This window comes from Mycobacterium sp. FW102-FHT13B02 (assembly GCF_058790275.1).
Genome location: NZ_JBYTCM010000010.1, coordinates 75,352 through 90,715 on the forward strand (window position 1 = coordinate 75,352; position 15,364 = coordinate 90,715).

At 68.7% G+C, this 15,364-nt stretch carries 10 protein-coding genes; 7 read left to right on the plus strand and 3 right to left on the minus strand.

The features are described from left to right. Position 1 precedes the first annotated feature (1 nt). A complete protein-coding gene (locus AC3WTE_RS18440) occupies positions 2-883 on the minus strand; it encodes an oxidoreductase (RefSeq protein WP_492439724.1) in 882 nt (293 codons plus the stop codon). 71 nt (positions 884-954) lie between these two features. Between AC3WTE_RS18440 and aspS the strand changes: the two genes are divergently transcribed. Further along, a complete protein-coding gene (aspS, locus tag AC3WTE_RS18445; protein WP_492439726.1) occupies positions 955-2,763 on the plus strand; it encodes an aspartate--tRNA ligase in 1,809 nt (602 codons plus the stop codon). Here aspS and AC3WTE_RS18450 read toward each other — a convergent pair. After that, positions 2,756-5,308, minus strand: coding sequence for a flavin-containing monooxygenase (locus AC3WTE_RS18450; protein WP_492439728.1), 2,553 nt, complete (start codon positions 5,306-5,308; stop codon positions 2,756-2,758). The two genes, aspS and AC3WTE_RS18450, sit on opposite strands and share 8 nt — an antisense overlap. Before the next feature lie 77 nt (positions 5,309-5,385). Between AC3WTE_RS18450 and AC3WTE_RS18455 the strand changes: the two genes are divergently transcribed. Then, positions 5,386-5,829: a nitroreductase family deazaflavin-dependent oxidoreductase gene (locus AC3WTE_RS18455; protein WP_492439730.1), complete on the plus strand. Its 444-nt coding sequence runs from the start codon at positions 5,386-5,388 to the stop codon at positions 5,827-5,829. 4 nt (positions 5,830-5,833) lie between these two features. Here AC3WTE_RS18455 and AC3WTE_RS18460 read toward each other — a convergent pair whose 3' ends face one another. Continuing rightward, positions 5,834-7,018, minus strand: coding sequence for a thiolase family protein (locus AC3WTE_RS18460; RefSeq protein ID WP_492439732.1), 1,185 nt, complete (start codon positions 7,016-7,018; stop codon positions 5,834-5,836). 96 nt (positions 7,019-7,114) lie between these two features. Between AC3WTE_RS18460 and AC3WTE_RS18465 the strand changes: the two genes are divergently transcribed. From AC3WTE_RS18465 to AC3WTE_RS18485, 5 genes are read left to right on the plus strand one after another with little or no spacing between them, the layout of a single operon-like run. After that, a complete protein-coding gene (locus tag AC3WTE_RS18465; RefSeq protein ID WP_492439734.1) occupies positions 7,115-7,591 on the plus strand; it encodes a winged helix-turn-helix transcriptional regulator in 477 nt (158 codons plus the stop codon). 9 nt (positions 7,592-7,600) lie between these two features. Next, positions 7,601-8,512 (plus strand): DUF389 domain-containing protein, encoded by a 912-nt coding sequence (locus tag AC3WTE_RS18470; RefSeq protein WP_492439736.1) that lies wholly within the window; start codon positions 7,601-7,603, stop codon positions 8,510-8,512. A gap of 48 nt (positions 8,513-8,560) precedes the next feature. Further along, positions 8,561-11,869: a transglutaminase family protein gene (locus tag AC3WTE_RS18475; protein ID WP_492439737.1), complete on the plus strand. Its 3,309-nt coding sequence runs from the start codon at positions 8,561-8,563 to the stop codon at positions 11,867-11,869. Continuing rightward, positions 11,869-14,481 (plus strand): circularly permuted type 2 ATP-grasp protein, encoded by a 2,613-nt coding sequence (locus AC3WTE_RS18480; RefSeq protein WP_492439897.1) that lies wholly within the window; start codon positions 11,869-11,871, stop codon positions 14,479-14,481. Before AC3WTE_RS18475 ends, AC3WTE_RS18480 begins: the two co-directional genes overlap by 1 nt. After that, positions 14,478-15,362, plus strand: a complete 885-nt coding sequence (locus tag AC3WTE_RS18485) for a transglutaminase family protein (RefSeq protein WP_492439739.1) — start codon at positions 14,478-14,480, stop codon at positions 15,360-15,362. The genes AC3WTE_RS18480 and AC3WTE_RS18485 overlap by 4 nt, the downstream gene beginning before the upstream one ends. Positions 15,363-15,364: the final 2 nt, after the last annotated feature.

Here is a 15,364-nt window from a genome sequence, read left to right on the forward strand (position 1 = left end):
GTTAACCCGGGCCGTCACTCGCGGCGGCCAGCAGCGGCACCAGGATGTCGCTGATGGGGGTGGCGATGCCGTGCACGGCGCCCTTGCGCTGAATCACGCCGTTGCGGATGTCCCATTCCAGCGGACGGCCTGCTTGGCGGTCGATCAACATCGAGGTCGCCATGTCGGTGGGCGCCTGCGCCAGCATATCGGCGATCTCGTCGATCACGCTATCGGGAAGGGTCGCGCCCTCGGCTCGCGCGACGGCAAGGCATTCGGCCAGGTATCGACGGGCCAGCGCGGCGACGTCGTCGCGCCGGAACATCCCCGAACGGCGCCCGGACAACACCATGAAACCCACCACGGCATTGACGAGCAGCTTGCGCCACGCTGCGCTGACGAAGTCCGCGTCCAATTCGACGTCGATCCCGATGCCGTCGAGTGCCGCCGCCAGGCGGGTGGCTGCGGGTCCGTCGGGCAGGACCAGCCGCGGCGTGGTGCGCACCTGCACCCAGCCGTCCGGCTGGGTCTCGGCGGCGATCCAGATCGCCGCAGGTACGACCACAGATTCGGGGCAATAGGGCCGCAGGCGGTCGGCCTGCTCGACACCGTTCTGCAGTGCGCAGACGATGGTGTGCGGGCCGCACAGACGGGCCAGCCAGGAGGCGGCGTCGGCGTACTGGGTGTCCTTGACCGCCAGCAGTACGACGTCGACCGGGCCGGTGACGGTTTGGGGATCGGTGTGTACCGGGCCCGGTACGACGATCGGCTCGGCGCCGTCGACCCGGACCTCGATCTGCTGCCGTGCGGTCCGCCCGCACAGCACCACCTCGCGACCCGCCGCGTACAACAGCGCGGCGATGGTTGATCCGATGGCGCCTGGTCCTACGAGGGCAAAGCTCACTGTCGCCAAAATACCGGTCGAGGCACCCCTTTAGACTGAGCGATCGAATCCAGACTTCTTGAGGAGATTTCGTGTTGCGCAGCCACGCCGCCGGTTCGTTGCGGTCCACCGACGCCGGCCAGACGGTGACCCTCGCCGGATGGGTGGCGCGCCGGCGCGACCACGGCGGCGTCATCTTCATCGACCTGCGCGATGCCTCCGGGGTCTCCCAGGTGGTGTTCCGTGACGCCTTGGAAGAAGGTCAAGTGCTGGAGCAGGCACATCGGCTGCGCGCCGAGTTCTGCGTCCAGGTGACCGGCGTCGTCGAGGTCCGGCCGGAGGGCAACGCCAACAAGGACATCGCGACCGGTGACATCGAGGTGAACGCGGTGGCGCTCACAGTCTTGTCCGAGAGCGCCCCCCTGCCGTTCCAGCTCGACGAGACCCCCGGCGAGGAAGCCCGCCTGAAGTACCGCTACCTGGACCTGCGCCGGGAAGCGCCGGGCAACGCGATTCGCTTGCGCGCCAAGGTCAACGCAGCGGCCCGCGCGGTGCTCGACAAGCACGACTTCATCGAGGTCGAGACACCGACCATGACCCGGTCGACTCCCGAGGGTGCCCGCGACTTCCTGGTGCCCGCCCGCCTGCAGCCGGGCTCGTTCTACGCGCTGCCGCAGAGCCCGCAGCTGTTCAAGCAGCTGCTCATGGTGGCGGGCATGGAGCGCTACTACCAGATCGCGCGCTGCTACCGCGACGAGGATTTCCGCGCCGACCGCCAGCCCGAGTTCACTCAGCTGGACCTCGAGATGAGCTTCGTCAATGCCGACGACGTGATGGGCGTCGCCGAAGAGGTACTGGCCGCGCTGTGGCAGCTGATCGGTGTCGATGTGCCGCTGCCGCTGCCGCGCATCAGTTACGAGGAGGCCATGCGCCGCTTCGGTTCGGACAAGCCGGACCTGCGCTTCGCTGTCGAGCTCGTCGAGTGCACCGAGTACTTCAAGGACACGCCGTTCCGGGTGTTCCAGGCGCCGTACGTGGGTGCGGTCGTCATGCCGGGGGGCGCGTCGCAGCCGCGCCGCACGCTGGACGGCTGGCAGGAATTCGCCAAGCAGCGCGGCCACAAGGGCCTGGCCTACGTGCTCGTGGGCGAGGACGGCGAGCTGGGCGGCCCGGTGGCCAAGAACCTCACCGACGCCGAGCGGGCCGGTCTGGCCGAGCACGTCGGCGCGAAGGTGGGGGACTGCATCTTCTTCGCGGCCGGTCCGGCCAAGGGCGCCCGTGCGTTGCTCGGCGCGACGCGCATCGAGGTCGCCAAGCGGCTCGACCTGATCGATCCCGACGCCTGGGCGTTCACCTGGGTGGTGGACTGGCCGATGTTCGAGTCGGCCGATGCGGCCACGGCATCCGGCGACGTCACCGTCGGCTCGGGTGCCTGGACAGCCATGCACCATGCCTTCACCGCGCCCACCCCCGAGTCGGAGGCGACCTTCGACACCGATCCCGGCGCCGCACTGTCTGACGCTTACGACATCGTCTGTAACGGCAACGAAATCGGCGGCGGCTCGATCCGCATCCACCGGCGCGACCTCCAGGAACGGGTGTTCGCGATGATGGGTATCGACCACGATGAGGCGCAGGAGAAATTCGGATTCCTGTTGGACGCCTTTGCCTTTGGCGCACCGCCGCACGGCGGTCTGGCCTTCGGCTGGGACCGCATCGTGGCGCTGCTGGCCGGGATGGATTCGATCCGCGAGGTCATCGCGTTCCCGAAGTCCGGCGGCGGCGTGGACCCGCTGACCGACGCTCCGGCGCCGATCACCGCGCAGCAGCGCAAGGAGTCGGGCATCGACTTCAAGCCCGAGGCCAAATCGGAACCCAGGGCAGAGGCAGAGGCTAAGTAGCCAAGAACCTCCGCAGCGCCGCAGCCATCTGGTCGCGGACGGGTTCTCCCGACACGACCATGTCGACCATCGTCGTCGACAGGTGCGTGTGGCCGCGGGCTTGCACGTGCTCGGTCGGCACGCCCGCTCCGGTCAGCGCGGCGGCGTAGGCGTTGCCTTCGTCTCGGAGCGGGTCGAACTCGCAGGTCACCACCATCGTCGGTGGCAGGCCGGCGAGGTCGCCGCGCAGCGGGGCCCGGCGCGGATCATCGGTAGGGCCGCCGTAGTGCGCACCGAACCACTGCATGAGTGGTGTGGTGAGCCCGTAGCCTTGGGCATTCTCCTCGTAGGACGGGTACGGCTGCGCGTCGGTTACGGGCGCCAGCAGAAGTTGCCCACTGAGGTGCGGGCCGCCGTGATCGCGGGCCCACTGGCATACGCCGGCGGCGATGTTGCCGCCCGCGCTCCATCCGGCGACCGCCAGCCGGTCCGGAAGTCCACCGAGCGCGCCGGCGTTGCCGGCGGCCCACTGCAGGGCGGCGATGCCGTCCTCGACGGCCGCGGGGAACGGATGTTCCGGGGCGTGCCGGTAGTTCATCGAGAGGACCAGGGCGTCGGCCCGCACGCACAGGTCGCGGCACAGCGGATCGTCGGACGACGCGTCACCCAGTACCCAGCCGCCGCCGTGGAAGTAGACGAGCACTGGGTGTGGCCGCGGCGTCGCCGGACGGTACAGGCGGTAGTCGAGTTCGCCTGCGGCGCCGGGGAAGCGGCCGTCGATGACCTCGCCGACGTCCGGGCCCGGCGGGCGGGCGGCATTCGCCTCGACCATGGCGGCGCGCGCCGTCTCGACCGGAAGTGATTCCAGTGGAGGCAGATTCATCGCCGCCATCATGTCCAGCACCATCTGGACGTCGGGTTGCAGCCGCCGGACCACACCGTCGTGGCAGTGCGAACCGTGTGGGCCGGTCAGTTGAAAACCGAGGTAGTCCTGGCCGACGACGTCGGCGCAGGCGGCGCCATAGAAGTCGACGCCCGCGGCGTACGGCATGAAGATCCGCGGTTTGCCGGGGATGTTGGCGCCGACGTACCACGAATTCGCTTGCGGGAACATCGTGATGGCGCCCGCGTCGGCGACATGCTGCATCCAGCCGGCTTCGGCCGTCGGCGTCGGTTCGATGGTGTCGAAACCGTGCGCACGCAGATACGCCATGGTGTCGGCGACGAATTCGACGTGCTGCTCGATGGACACCGCCATGTTGGACAGCACCGATGGACTGCCCGGTCCGGTGATCAGGAACAGGTTCGGGAACCCGGTGGTGGTGAGGCCGAGGTAGGTTGACGGCCCTTGTGCCCATTTGTCTTTCAGCGCGAGTCCGTCGCGCCCGACGATGTCGATGGCCGTCACCGCGCCGGTGATGGCGTCGAAGCCCGTGGCGAACACCAGCGCGTCGAAGTCGAAGGATTCACCCACGGTCTCGACGCCGGTTTCGGTGACGCGGACCAGGGGCTGGGTGCGCAGGTCGACCAGTCGCACATGGGGCTGGTTGAACGTGGCGTAGTAGTCGGTGTCGAGGCACAGGCGTTTCGCGCCGACCGGATAGTCATTGGGGCACAACAGTTCTGCAGTCCGCGGATCATGAACGGCCGCGCGGATCTTGTCGCGGACGAAGTCGGCGAATGACTCGTTGGCGGCCGGGTTGCTCATCAGGTCCGAGAACATGTTGAGCGTTTCCAGTAGTTCGCCGATCTGCCAGGCGCGTTCGTACCGCTGCTGGCGGTAGGCCTCGGGGACCGCGAACGTCGGGATCAGCGTGCGCTCCTGCGGTACCCCGCCGAACGACGCCCGCGCCGCGGCGCGGTAGGCCGGCTCGTCGGCCAGTGCCTCCTGTTTCTCCTGCGACACCGGCCCGTTGTGCGCCGGGATGGAGAAGCACGGCGTGCGCTGGAAGACGGTCAGTTGTGCGGCCTGCGCGGCGATCAATGGAATCGATTGGATGCCCGACGATCCCGTGCCGATCACCCCGACCCGCTTGCCGGTGAAGTCGACGGCTTCGTGGGGCCAGCGATTGGTGTAGAGCGTTTCGCCCGTGAAGGTCTCGATGCCCGCGATATCGGGTTCCTTGGGTATCGACAGGCAACCGGTGGCCATCACCAGGTGATGACACGTGACGTCGTCGCCGTGGTCGGTGCGCACGCGCCAGGTTCCGTCGGTCCAGTGCGCGCTGGTGACGCGGGTACCGAGCGTGATGTCGCGTCGTAGGTCGAACTTGTCGGCGACATGGCCCAGATAGCGCAGGATCTCCGGCTGGGTGGCGTACTTCTCCGACCACTGCCAGTCCCGGTGCCAGTCGGGGTCGAAGCTGAACATGTAGTCCAGGCTCGGGATGTCGACCCGCGCGCCCGGATACCGATTCCAGTACCAGGTACCGCCGATGTCGTCGTCGGCCTCGAAGACGCGCACCGAGAAGCCGTGCTCGCGCAGTTTGTATATCAGGTACAGGCCGGCGAACCCGGCTCCGACCACGACGGCGTCGACGTCTGTGGGGTGGCAGTGTGACGTCATTTGCACCTCCGTCAATACCACGCAAGTATCGCGCCGGGACGGGAACATTTGGGCCGGTTTACGCGGTTGCGTCAGTCATGACCGAATTCACGGACGCCGCGTCCTTCCACGCCTTCAACGCCGCCATCGTCGACGAGTTCCGCGCGAACGGCGGACAGGTGGGTGGACAGTTCGAGGGCGGCAACCTGCTGCTGTTGCACACCACCGGTGCCAAGTCGGGGCAACCGCGGATGTCGCCGTTGGCGTACCTGCCGGTCGACGGCAAGATCATCATCGTCGGCTCGAAGGCCGGCGCCGATACCCATCCCGACTGGGTGCACAACCTGCGCGCCAACCCTGCCGCGCACGTCGAGATCGGCACCGACGCCGGCCTGGACGCTTACGACGTCGTCGCCCGCGAACTGCCCGATGACGAGCGCGAGGCCACGTATCCGCTGGTCACGGCCGTGGCCCCCGTCTTCGCCGACTACCAGGCGAAGACGTCGCGCGTCATCCCGTTGTTCGAGCTCGTGCGCGCCTGAGGCGCTACAGCCGCTCGATGATGGTGGCGTTCGCCATGCCGCCGCCCTCGCACATGACCTGCAGCCCATAGCATCCGCCGCGCTGCTCGAGCGCGTTGACCAGGGTGCTCATGATGCGTGCGCCGCTGGCGCCGAGCGGATGGCCGATGGCGATGGCGCCGCCGTTGACGTTCGTCTTCCCGAGATCGGCTCCCGTGTCGGCCGCCCATGCCAGCACGACCGGCGCGAACGCCTCGTTGACCTCGAACAGGTCAATGTCGGAGAGCGACAGGCCGGACCGGGCCAGCACCTTCTCGGTTGCCGGGATGACGCCGGTCAGCATGTACAACGGATCCGAGCCGACCGCGGTCATGGTGTGGATGCGGGCCAGCGGCTCGAGGCCGTGGCTGCGGGCGAAGGCGCCACTGGTGATCATGACCGCCGCGCTGCCGTCGGACAGCGGTGACGAGTTGCCGGGTGTGATCTCCCAACGGATCTGGGGGAAACGCGCGGCGTAGGCGTCGCTGTAGAAGGCCGGCCTCAGTCCGGACAGCGTCTCCACGGACGTGCCGGGCCGGATGATCTCGTCGGCGGTCAGGCCGGCCACCGGCACGAGTTCGTTGTCGAACAGTCCGTCCTTGGCGGCTCGTGCTGCCTTCTCGTGGCTGGCGGCAGAAAACTCGTCCAGTTGGGCACGTGAAAAGTTCCATCGCGCGGCGATCAGCTCGGCGCTGATGCCCTGGGGGACAAGACCGTCGGGATAGCGCTCGGCCATGCCGACGCCGAACGGGTTGCTGCCGGGCAGCACGGCCGTGCCCATCGGAACCCGGGACATCGACTCGACGCCCGCGGCGATCACCGCGTCGTATGACCCGGCGAGCACACCCTGCGCGGCGAACGAGATGGCCTGCTGCGAGCTGCCGCACTGCCGGTCGACGGTGGTGCCGGGCACGCTCTCGGGAAAACCCGCTCCCAGCACGGCGTTGCGGGCGATGTTGGCCGCCTGATCGCCGGCTTGCGTGACCGCACCGCTGATGACGTCGTCGACCAGTGCGGGATCGACGCCCGTGCGGTCGACCACCGACCGCAGGCCGTGGGCCAGCAGATCGGCGGGAAGAACGTCGTGCAACGCGCCGCTCGCTTTGCCCTTGCCGACCGGTGTGCGTACCGCCGCCACGATGACGGCGTCGCGGTCTGTGTATCCGGACATCAGAATCCTCCTGGAACTCCACGCTGAGTACTGCTTCCTATACTCAGATCTAACACCTGGGTATGGCAAGAACAACCCAGCGGTAGAGTGATTCGCATGACAGCGCTCCAGGGTGTCCTCGCCGATCGCGACACATGGTCGGCCGTCGGCCAGTGCGCCATCGAGAAGACCATGTCTTTGGTCGGCACCAAATCAGCGATGCTGCTCCTGCGCGAGGCCTACTACGGCACAACACGATTCGACGACTTCGCCCGACGGGTCGGCATCACCAAGGCGGCCACCTCGGCCCGGCTGGCCGAGCTGGTCGAGGCCGGCCTGCTCACCAAACGGCCGTACCGGGAGCCCGGCCAGCGCAGCCGCGACGAATACGTCCTGACCCAGGCGGGCACGGACTTCATGCCGGTGGTGTGGGCGATGTTCGAGTGGGGCCGCAAGCACCTGGGCGACACCGGACTGCGGCTCACGCACCTGGGGTGCGGCGCCGACGCCACTGTGGAGATCCGGTGCGCGGCGGGACACGAGGTGCCGCCCGAGGAGCTCGGAATGAAGCTGGCCCGGCACCGCGGTCGGTAACCTTCGGCCGTGCTGCATCTACGCGTCATCACGCCACCGGAGCTCACCGAGTCGGTGCTCGACCTGTACCGGCATCACCGCGGGATCGCCAACGTGGTCGCGCATCGCGGCGCCGCGATCGATCCGCAAGGTGACGTGGTCACCGCCGACATCGCCCGCGACGCCGCCGACGGCCTGATCGGCGGGCTGCGGGCCCTGGGCATCGACCAGGATGGCGCGATCACGATGGAAGTGCTCGACACCGTGCTGTCCACCGCGGCCTACCGTGCCGAGGACGAGATACACGGCGACGGTGAAGACGCGGTGGTGTGGGACGAACTGGTGCTGCGCACGCGCGAACAGAGCAGTCTCAGCCTGTCGTACCTGGCCTTCCTCTGCATCGCCTGTCTGCTGGCGGCGGTGGGTGTGCTCAACGACTCGGCCATCACGGTGGTCGGAGCCATGGTGGTGGGGCCGGAATTCGGGCCGCTGGCCGCACTGGCGGTCGCGGTCGTGCGGCGCAAGGGTTACCTCGCGCGGCGGGCCGCGCTGGCGCTGGTCATCGGGTTCCCGGTGGCGATGGCCATCACCGCAGTGGCGACCCTCGGCTTCGAGGCGCTCGGTTGGGTGACGCTGCGCAGCATCCATCAACTGCAGAACGTCGACTTCATCTTCCGGGTCGGGCCGTTCTCGTTCGTGGTGGCGCTGCTGGCCGGAGCGGCCGGCATGCTGTCGCTGGTGACATCGAAATCGGCCGCGCTGATTGGGGTCTTCATCTCGGTGACAACCGTCCCGGCGGCCGGGATGTCCGTCGTCGCGACCACCACCGGGGACTGGGACGTGGCCCTGGCGTCGGCCGGGCAACTGGCCGTCAACATGATCGGCATCACAGCGGCAGGCGTGCTGGTACTGGCCGGGTACAACCGGACGCGCCGCACCTAGCGTGCTCCGCCCTGCGACCTGCCGGTTCTTGTGGTGGGATCGGTCGCTATGGCAATCAAAGTGGCGCTGGAGCATCGCACCAGCTACACCTTCGACCGGCTGGTCAAGGTGCACCCGCACGTGGTGCGGTTGCGCCCGGCACCGCACTCGCGCACGCCGATCGAGGCCTACTCGCTGCAGGTCGAACCTGCCGACCATTTCATCAACTGGCAGCAGGACGCGTTCGGTAACTTCGTGGGGCGCTTGGTGTTTCCGAACCGGACCAACCGCCTGAGCATCACGGTCGGACTGATCGCCGACCTCAAGGTGATCAACCCCTTCGACTTCTTCATCGAGGAATGGGCCGAAACCGTCCCGTTCGCCTACCCGGACAAGCTGCTCGACGATCTCAAGCCCTACCTGCGTCCGGTCGAGGATTCCAGCGACCTGACGGCGGCGTGGGTCCGCAACTTCGACGTCGCGTCGGGGACGGGCACCATCGATTTCCTGGTGGCGCTCAACCGGGCGGTCAACGCCGACGTCGCCTACAGCGTTCGGCTCGAACCCGGGGTCCAGACACCGGATTTCACGCTGCGCACCGGCATCGGCTCGTGCCGCGACTCCGCCTGGCTCCTGGTGGCGATCCTGCGGCAGATGGGCTTCGCGGCGCGCTTCGTGTCCGGCTACCTCGTGCAGTTGAGCGCCGACATCGAGGCGCTGGACGGGCCCTCGGGTCCGCCGGCCGACTTCACCGACCTGCACGCCTGGGCCGAGGTGTACATTCCGGGCGCCGGCTGGGTCGGTCTGGACGCCACATCGGGCCTGCTGGCGGGGGAGGGCCACATCCCGCTGTCGGCCACGCCGCACCCGGAATCGGCCGCGCCGATCACCGGCGCCGTCGACCCCTGCGAAGCCACCCTTGATTTCGTCAATGTGGTGACCCGGGTGCACGAAGACCCACGCGTCACCCGGCCGTACACCGAACAGGCGTGGGCGTCGATCACGGCCCTCGGCTCCGTCATCGACAAGCGGATGGCCGCGCGCGACGTGCGGCTGACTGTCGGCGGCGAACCCACCTTCGTCTCGATCGACAACCAGACCGACGAGGAATGGACCACGGCCGCCGACGGACCACACAAGCGGCTACTGGCCTCGGCCCTCACCGCGCAGCTCAAGGATGCCTGGGCCCCGGGCGGCCTGGTGCAACGCAGCCAGGGCAAGTGGTATCCCGGAGAACCGTTGCCGCGCTGGCAGATCGGGCTGATGTGGCGCACGGACGGGACGCCGCTGTGGGCCGATCCGACGCTGCTGGCCGACCCGTGGGCCGGCGAGCAGACGACGCCCGTGCCGGCAGATGCCGGACTGCTGCTGCTCACCGAGATCGCCGCCGGGCTCGGGTTGCCGGACAGTCAGGTGCGCCCGGCGTACGAGGACGCGCTCGCGCGACTGGCCGACGCCGTGCGTCTGCCGGACGGGGACCCGGTTACCGACGACCTGACGGACGACGGTGCAGCACCGCGAAAAGCCCTGGTGGACAAGCTCGATGCGGCGGTGACCGAACCTGCCGCATTCGTGCTGCCGCTGAACCGCCGCGACGATGACACCGGTTGGGAGTCCGCGGATTGGCGACTGCGCCGGGGCCGCCTGGTCCTCACGGCCGGGGATTCACCAGCGGGCCTGCGGTTGCCGTTGAACTCGATCAGCTGGCATCCGCCGCGGCCGGTGCCCGATGCCGACCCGTTGGCGGGGGAGAGTGGCGACAGCTCGACCCGGCCTGCCGCCGTCGTCAGCGCGGACGGCGCACCCCCCACCGCCCTGGTGGCCGAAGTGCGCGAGGGCCTGCTGTACGTATTCCTGCCGCCGACAACGACATTCGGTGATTTCGCCGACCTCGTCGGCCGCATCGAGCAGGCCGCTGCCAAGGTCGGCGCGCCCATCGTGATCGAAGGCTACGCACCACCGTCGGACCAACGCCTGCAGCAGATGACCGTCACCCCCGACCCCGGCGTCATCGAGGTCAACGTGGCACCCACGGCGTCGTTCGCGGAGCAGGCAGCGCAACTGGAGACGCTGTACGAGGCGGCCCGGCAGTCCCGGCTCGGCACCGAGGCCTTCGACGTCGACGGCACGCATGGCGGCACGGGCGGCGGCAACCACATCACCCTCGGCGGCATCACGCCCGCCGACTCGCCGCTGCTGCGCCGGCCTGACCTCCTGGTGTCGATGCTGACCTACTGGCAGCGGCACCCCGCCCTGTCGTATCTGTTCTCCGGTCGGTTCATCGGCACGACGTCGCAGGCGCCACGCGTCGACGAGGGGCGTCTCGAAGCGCTGTACGAGCTGGAGATCGCCTTCGCCGAGATCGCGCGCATTACAAGTGAATCGAAACAGGCTCCGTCGGACGGTCGCTCCGCAAGCGTCGCTCCGTGGGTCATCGACCGCGCCCTTCGGCACCTGCTCACCGACATCACCGGCAACACCCACCGTGCCGAGTTCTGCATCGACAAGCTCTACAGCCCGGACAATGCCCGCGGCCGTCTCGGTCTGCTGGAACTGCGCGGCTTCGAGATGCCGCCACATTTCCAGATGGCCATGGTGCAGTCCCTGCTGGTGCGGTCGCTGATCGCCTGGTTCTGGGACGAGCCGCTGCGGGCGCCGCTCATCCGGCACGGCGAGAACTTGCACGGCCGATACCTGTTGCCGCACTTCATTCTCCAAGACATCGCCGAGGTGGCGGCCGACCTGCGGGCACACGGCATCGCGTTCGACACCAGCTGGCTGGACCCGTTCACCGAGTTCCGCTTCCCCCGCATCGGCAGCGTGAATTACGACGGCGTCGAGCTCGAGCTGCGCGGCGCCATCGAACCGTGGAACACCCTGGGTGAGGAATCCGCGGGCACCGGGACCGCGCGCTACGTCGACTCGTCGGTGGAGCGGCTGCAGATCCGGTTGATCGGCGCCGACCGGCATCGTCATATCGTCACGGTCAACGGACATCCGGTACCGCTGCTGGCCACCGATACCCCGGACATCCAGGTCGGTGGTGTCCGCTATCGGGCCTGGCAACCACCGAGTGCCCTGCACCCCACGATCACCGTCGACGGGCCGCTGCAGATCGAACTCATCGACGGGTTCACGGGATTCTCTCGAGGCGGCTGCACGTACCACGTCTCGCATCCCGGCGGACGGGCGTACGACACTCCGCCCGTCAACGCCGTCGAGGCCGAGTCCCGGCGCAGCCGGTGCTTCGAGGCCATGGGATTCACCCCGGGTGCCGTCGATCTGGCTGATCTGCGCGAGAAACAGGCCCGTCAATCCACCGATGGCGGAGCGTCGGGCATCCTCGATCTGCGCCGGGTGCGTACCGTTCTGCGGTGATGGTTCTCCGCGCCCGCAATCTCGACGACCCCATGGCCGGGTACCGCGCTGCGCGGGCCCAGGCGCCGCTGTTCGACGTCCGCGATGTCGCGACTGTCGGCTACGACGAACTGGTTTCCGAGTCCGGCGCGGTCCGCCCGGCCTGGCAGGAACTGACCGACTGTGTCCGGGACCGGGGTCGCACCGGTCTGGACCAGCTACGCGGCGTCGTACGTGAGCTCGTCGACAACGACGGCATCACGACCATCGACAGCGAGGCGGAGGTCGACGCCTGGCAGCTCGACGCGCTGCCGCTGCTGCTGTCCGCGGGCGACTGGGCCACTCTGGAATCCGGTGTCGTGCAACGGTCCCGGCTCCTTGATGCGGTGCTGACCGATCTCTACGGCGAGCGCAGGTCCATCACTTCCGGTGTGCTGCCCGCGCAGCTGCTGTACGCCCACCCCGGCTATGTGCGCGCCGCCCGGGGCATCGCGGTGCCGGGCCGGCACCAGCTGTTCCTGCACGGCTGCGACGTCAGCCGGCACCCGGACGGCAGTTTCGCGGTGAACGCGGACTGGACGCAGGCACCGTCGGGAGCGGGCTACGCGCTGGCCGACCGCAGGGTCGTCGCCCACGCGGTGCCGGACCTGTACGAGCGGGTGGCGCCCCGACCCGCTTCGCCGTGGGCACAGGCCCTGCGCCTGGCGCTGATCGACGCGGCACCGGAGGCCGCGCAGGAGCCGGTGGTCGTCGTACTGAGCCCCGGCATCCACTCCGAGACGGCCTTCGACCAGGCGTACCTGGCCAGCGTGCTGGGCTTTCCGCTGGTCGAGAGCGCCGATCTGGTGGTGCGCGAAGGCAAGCTGTGGATGCGCTCACTCGGCACCCTCAAACGCGTCGACGTCGTGCTGCGCCGCGTGGACGCCGACTACGCCGACCCGCTGGACCTGCGGCCGGATTCCCGGCTGGGTGTGGTGGGCCTTGTCGAAGCACTGCGCCGCGGCGCAGTCACCGTGGTGAACACGTTGGGCAGCGGGATCCTCGAGAGCCCCGGCATCATGCGGTTCCTGCCCGAGCTGGCCCAGCTGCTGACCGGCGAAACCCCGGAGCTGGCCGGTGTCCAATGTTTCTGGGGCGGCATCGACGCCGAACGCTCGCACCTGGTGCGCAGACTCTCCACGCTCCTGATCCGCCCCGTGACCGGCGGCCCGGCGATCGTCGGCCCGGCACTGTCCGCGGCGCAGCACGCCGAGCTCGCGGCCCGCATCGAGGCCACCGGATGGCAGTGGGTGGGCCAGGAGCTGCCGAAGTTCTCCTCGGCGCCCATGGACGTACTGCCCGGCGGGCTGTCGGCCGGCAGCGTCGGCATGCGGCTTTTCACCGTCGCCCAACGCAGCGGATACGCGCCGATGATCGGCGGCCTCGGCTACGTGCTGGCCCCCGGGCACGCTGCGTACAGCATGAAAACCATTGCGGCCAAAGACCTCTGGGTGCGTACCCCGGACCGGTCGACCGCCGTGCCGATGACGCCCGTCGAGCTGCCCGCCAACACCGGCAGCCCGACGCGGGCCGTCAGTTCGCCGCGCGTGCTGTCGGATTTGTTCTGGCTGGGCCGGTACGCCGAACGCGCTGAGTTCACCGCGCGACTGCTCACCGTGACCCGCGAGCGCTATCACGAGTTCCGCTACCGCCGTGACGTCCCCGGTAAGGACTGTGTGCCGGTGCTCCTCACGGCGCTGGGTGAGATCACCGGCAGCGATACGGGCTCCGACGGTGACGACGCCGAACAGGTGGCGATCGCGCCCACCACGTTGTGGGCGCTGACGGCCGACCGGCACCGTCCCGGCTCGCTGGCACAGTCGGTCGAGCGCCTCGGGCTGTCCGCGCGTGCGGTCCGCGATCAGATGTCGAACGACACGTGGATGGTGCTGGCCGCGGTGGAACGTGCGGTGCTGCATCCGGGTGACCGCGGCCGGCGGCGCGAGCCGTTGCCGCCGCCGGACTCGAAGACCGAGGGGGAGGCGTACCTGGCCACCGCCCACAGCCAGACCCTGGCCGGGATGCTGGCGCTGTCCGGCGTCGCCGCGGAATCGATGGTGCGCGACGTCGGCTGGACCATGATGGACATCGGCAAACGCATCGAGCGGGGCCTGGGCCTGACCGCACTGTTGCGGGCCACCCTCACCACAGTGCGCGGCGCCGAGACCGAGCGCACGGTGACCGAGTCGGCGCTCGTGGTGTGCGAGTCGGCCGTGATGTACCGGCGACGCACCCTGGGGAAGGTGAGCGTGGTGGCCATCGCCGAGCTGGTGCTGTTCGACGAGGAGAACCCGCGCTCGCTGGCCTTCCAGATCGAGCGGCTGCGCGCCGACCTGCGGGCGCTGCCGTCGTCCACCGGATCCACGCGGCCCGAACGCATGATCGAGGAGATCGCGACCCGGCTGCGCCGACAGGACCCCGCCGATCTCGAACACCTCGACGGGGACGGTCGGCGTGATCAACTGGCAGAGCTGCTCAACACGTTGCACGCGGACCTGCGGGAGCTGTCCGAGCTGATTCGCGCCGCACACCTGGCCCTGCCGAGCGGCATGCAGCCGCTGTGGGGTCCCGACGAACGGCGGCTGATGCCATGACGCGCGAATACCAGATCACCCATCGCACGCGATACCGCTACTCCGATGTCGTCACCAGCTCGTACGGCCGCGGGTTCCTCACTCCGCGCAACAGCGGGCAACAGCGCTGCCAGTCGTATCGGTTGAACATCGATCCCGAACCTGCCGACCGCTCCACGAGCCGGGACGCCTACGGCAATATCAGCTCGTATTTCCATGTGACACAACCCCATCACGAACTCGTCGTGACCGGGCGCAGCATCGTGGAGGTCGATCCGCCGCCGGCCGGATGGTATGCGGCCGGAGCGGCCGTGGCGCCATGGGAGGACGCCCGGCCGACCGGGCCAGAAGGTGCGCTGGCCACCGAATTCGTGCTGGACCTGCAGCCCGCTGAGATCACCGACGCGGTAAGGGCTTATGCCGCACCGAGTTTCGCTACGGGCAGGCCGCTGATCGAGGTGCTGCGCGACCTCAACTCGCGCATCTTCAGCGACTTCACCTACCGATCCGGATCGACGACGGTGTCGACGAAGGTCGCGGAGGTACTGGTAGCCCGCGAGGGGGTGTGCCAGGACTTCGCGCGCCTGGCCATCGCTTGCCTGCGCGCGAACGGTCTTGCCGCGAGCTATGTCTCGGGTTATCTGGCCACCGACCCGCCGCCGGGGAAGGAACGGATGGTGGGGGTCGACGCCACGCATGCCTGGGCGTCGGTGTGGACGCCCCAGAACCAGTGGCTGGGGCTGGACCCGACCAACGACCAGATGGTCGACGAGCGTTACATCGTGGTCGGGTTCGGCCGGGACTACGCCGACGTCCCGCCGCTGCGCGGCATCATCTACACCGACTCCGACAGCAGCATCATCGACGTCTCGGTAGACGTCGCTCCGATTGCGGGAGGTTAACC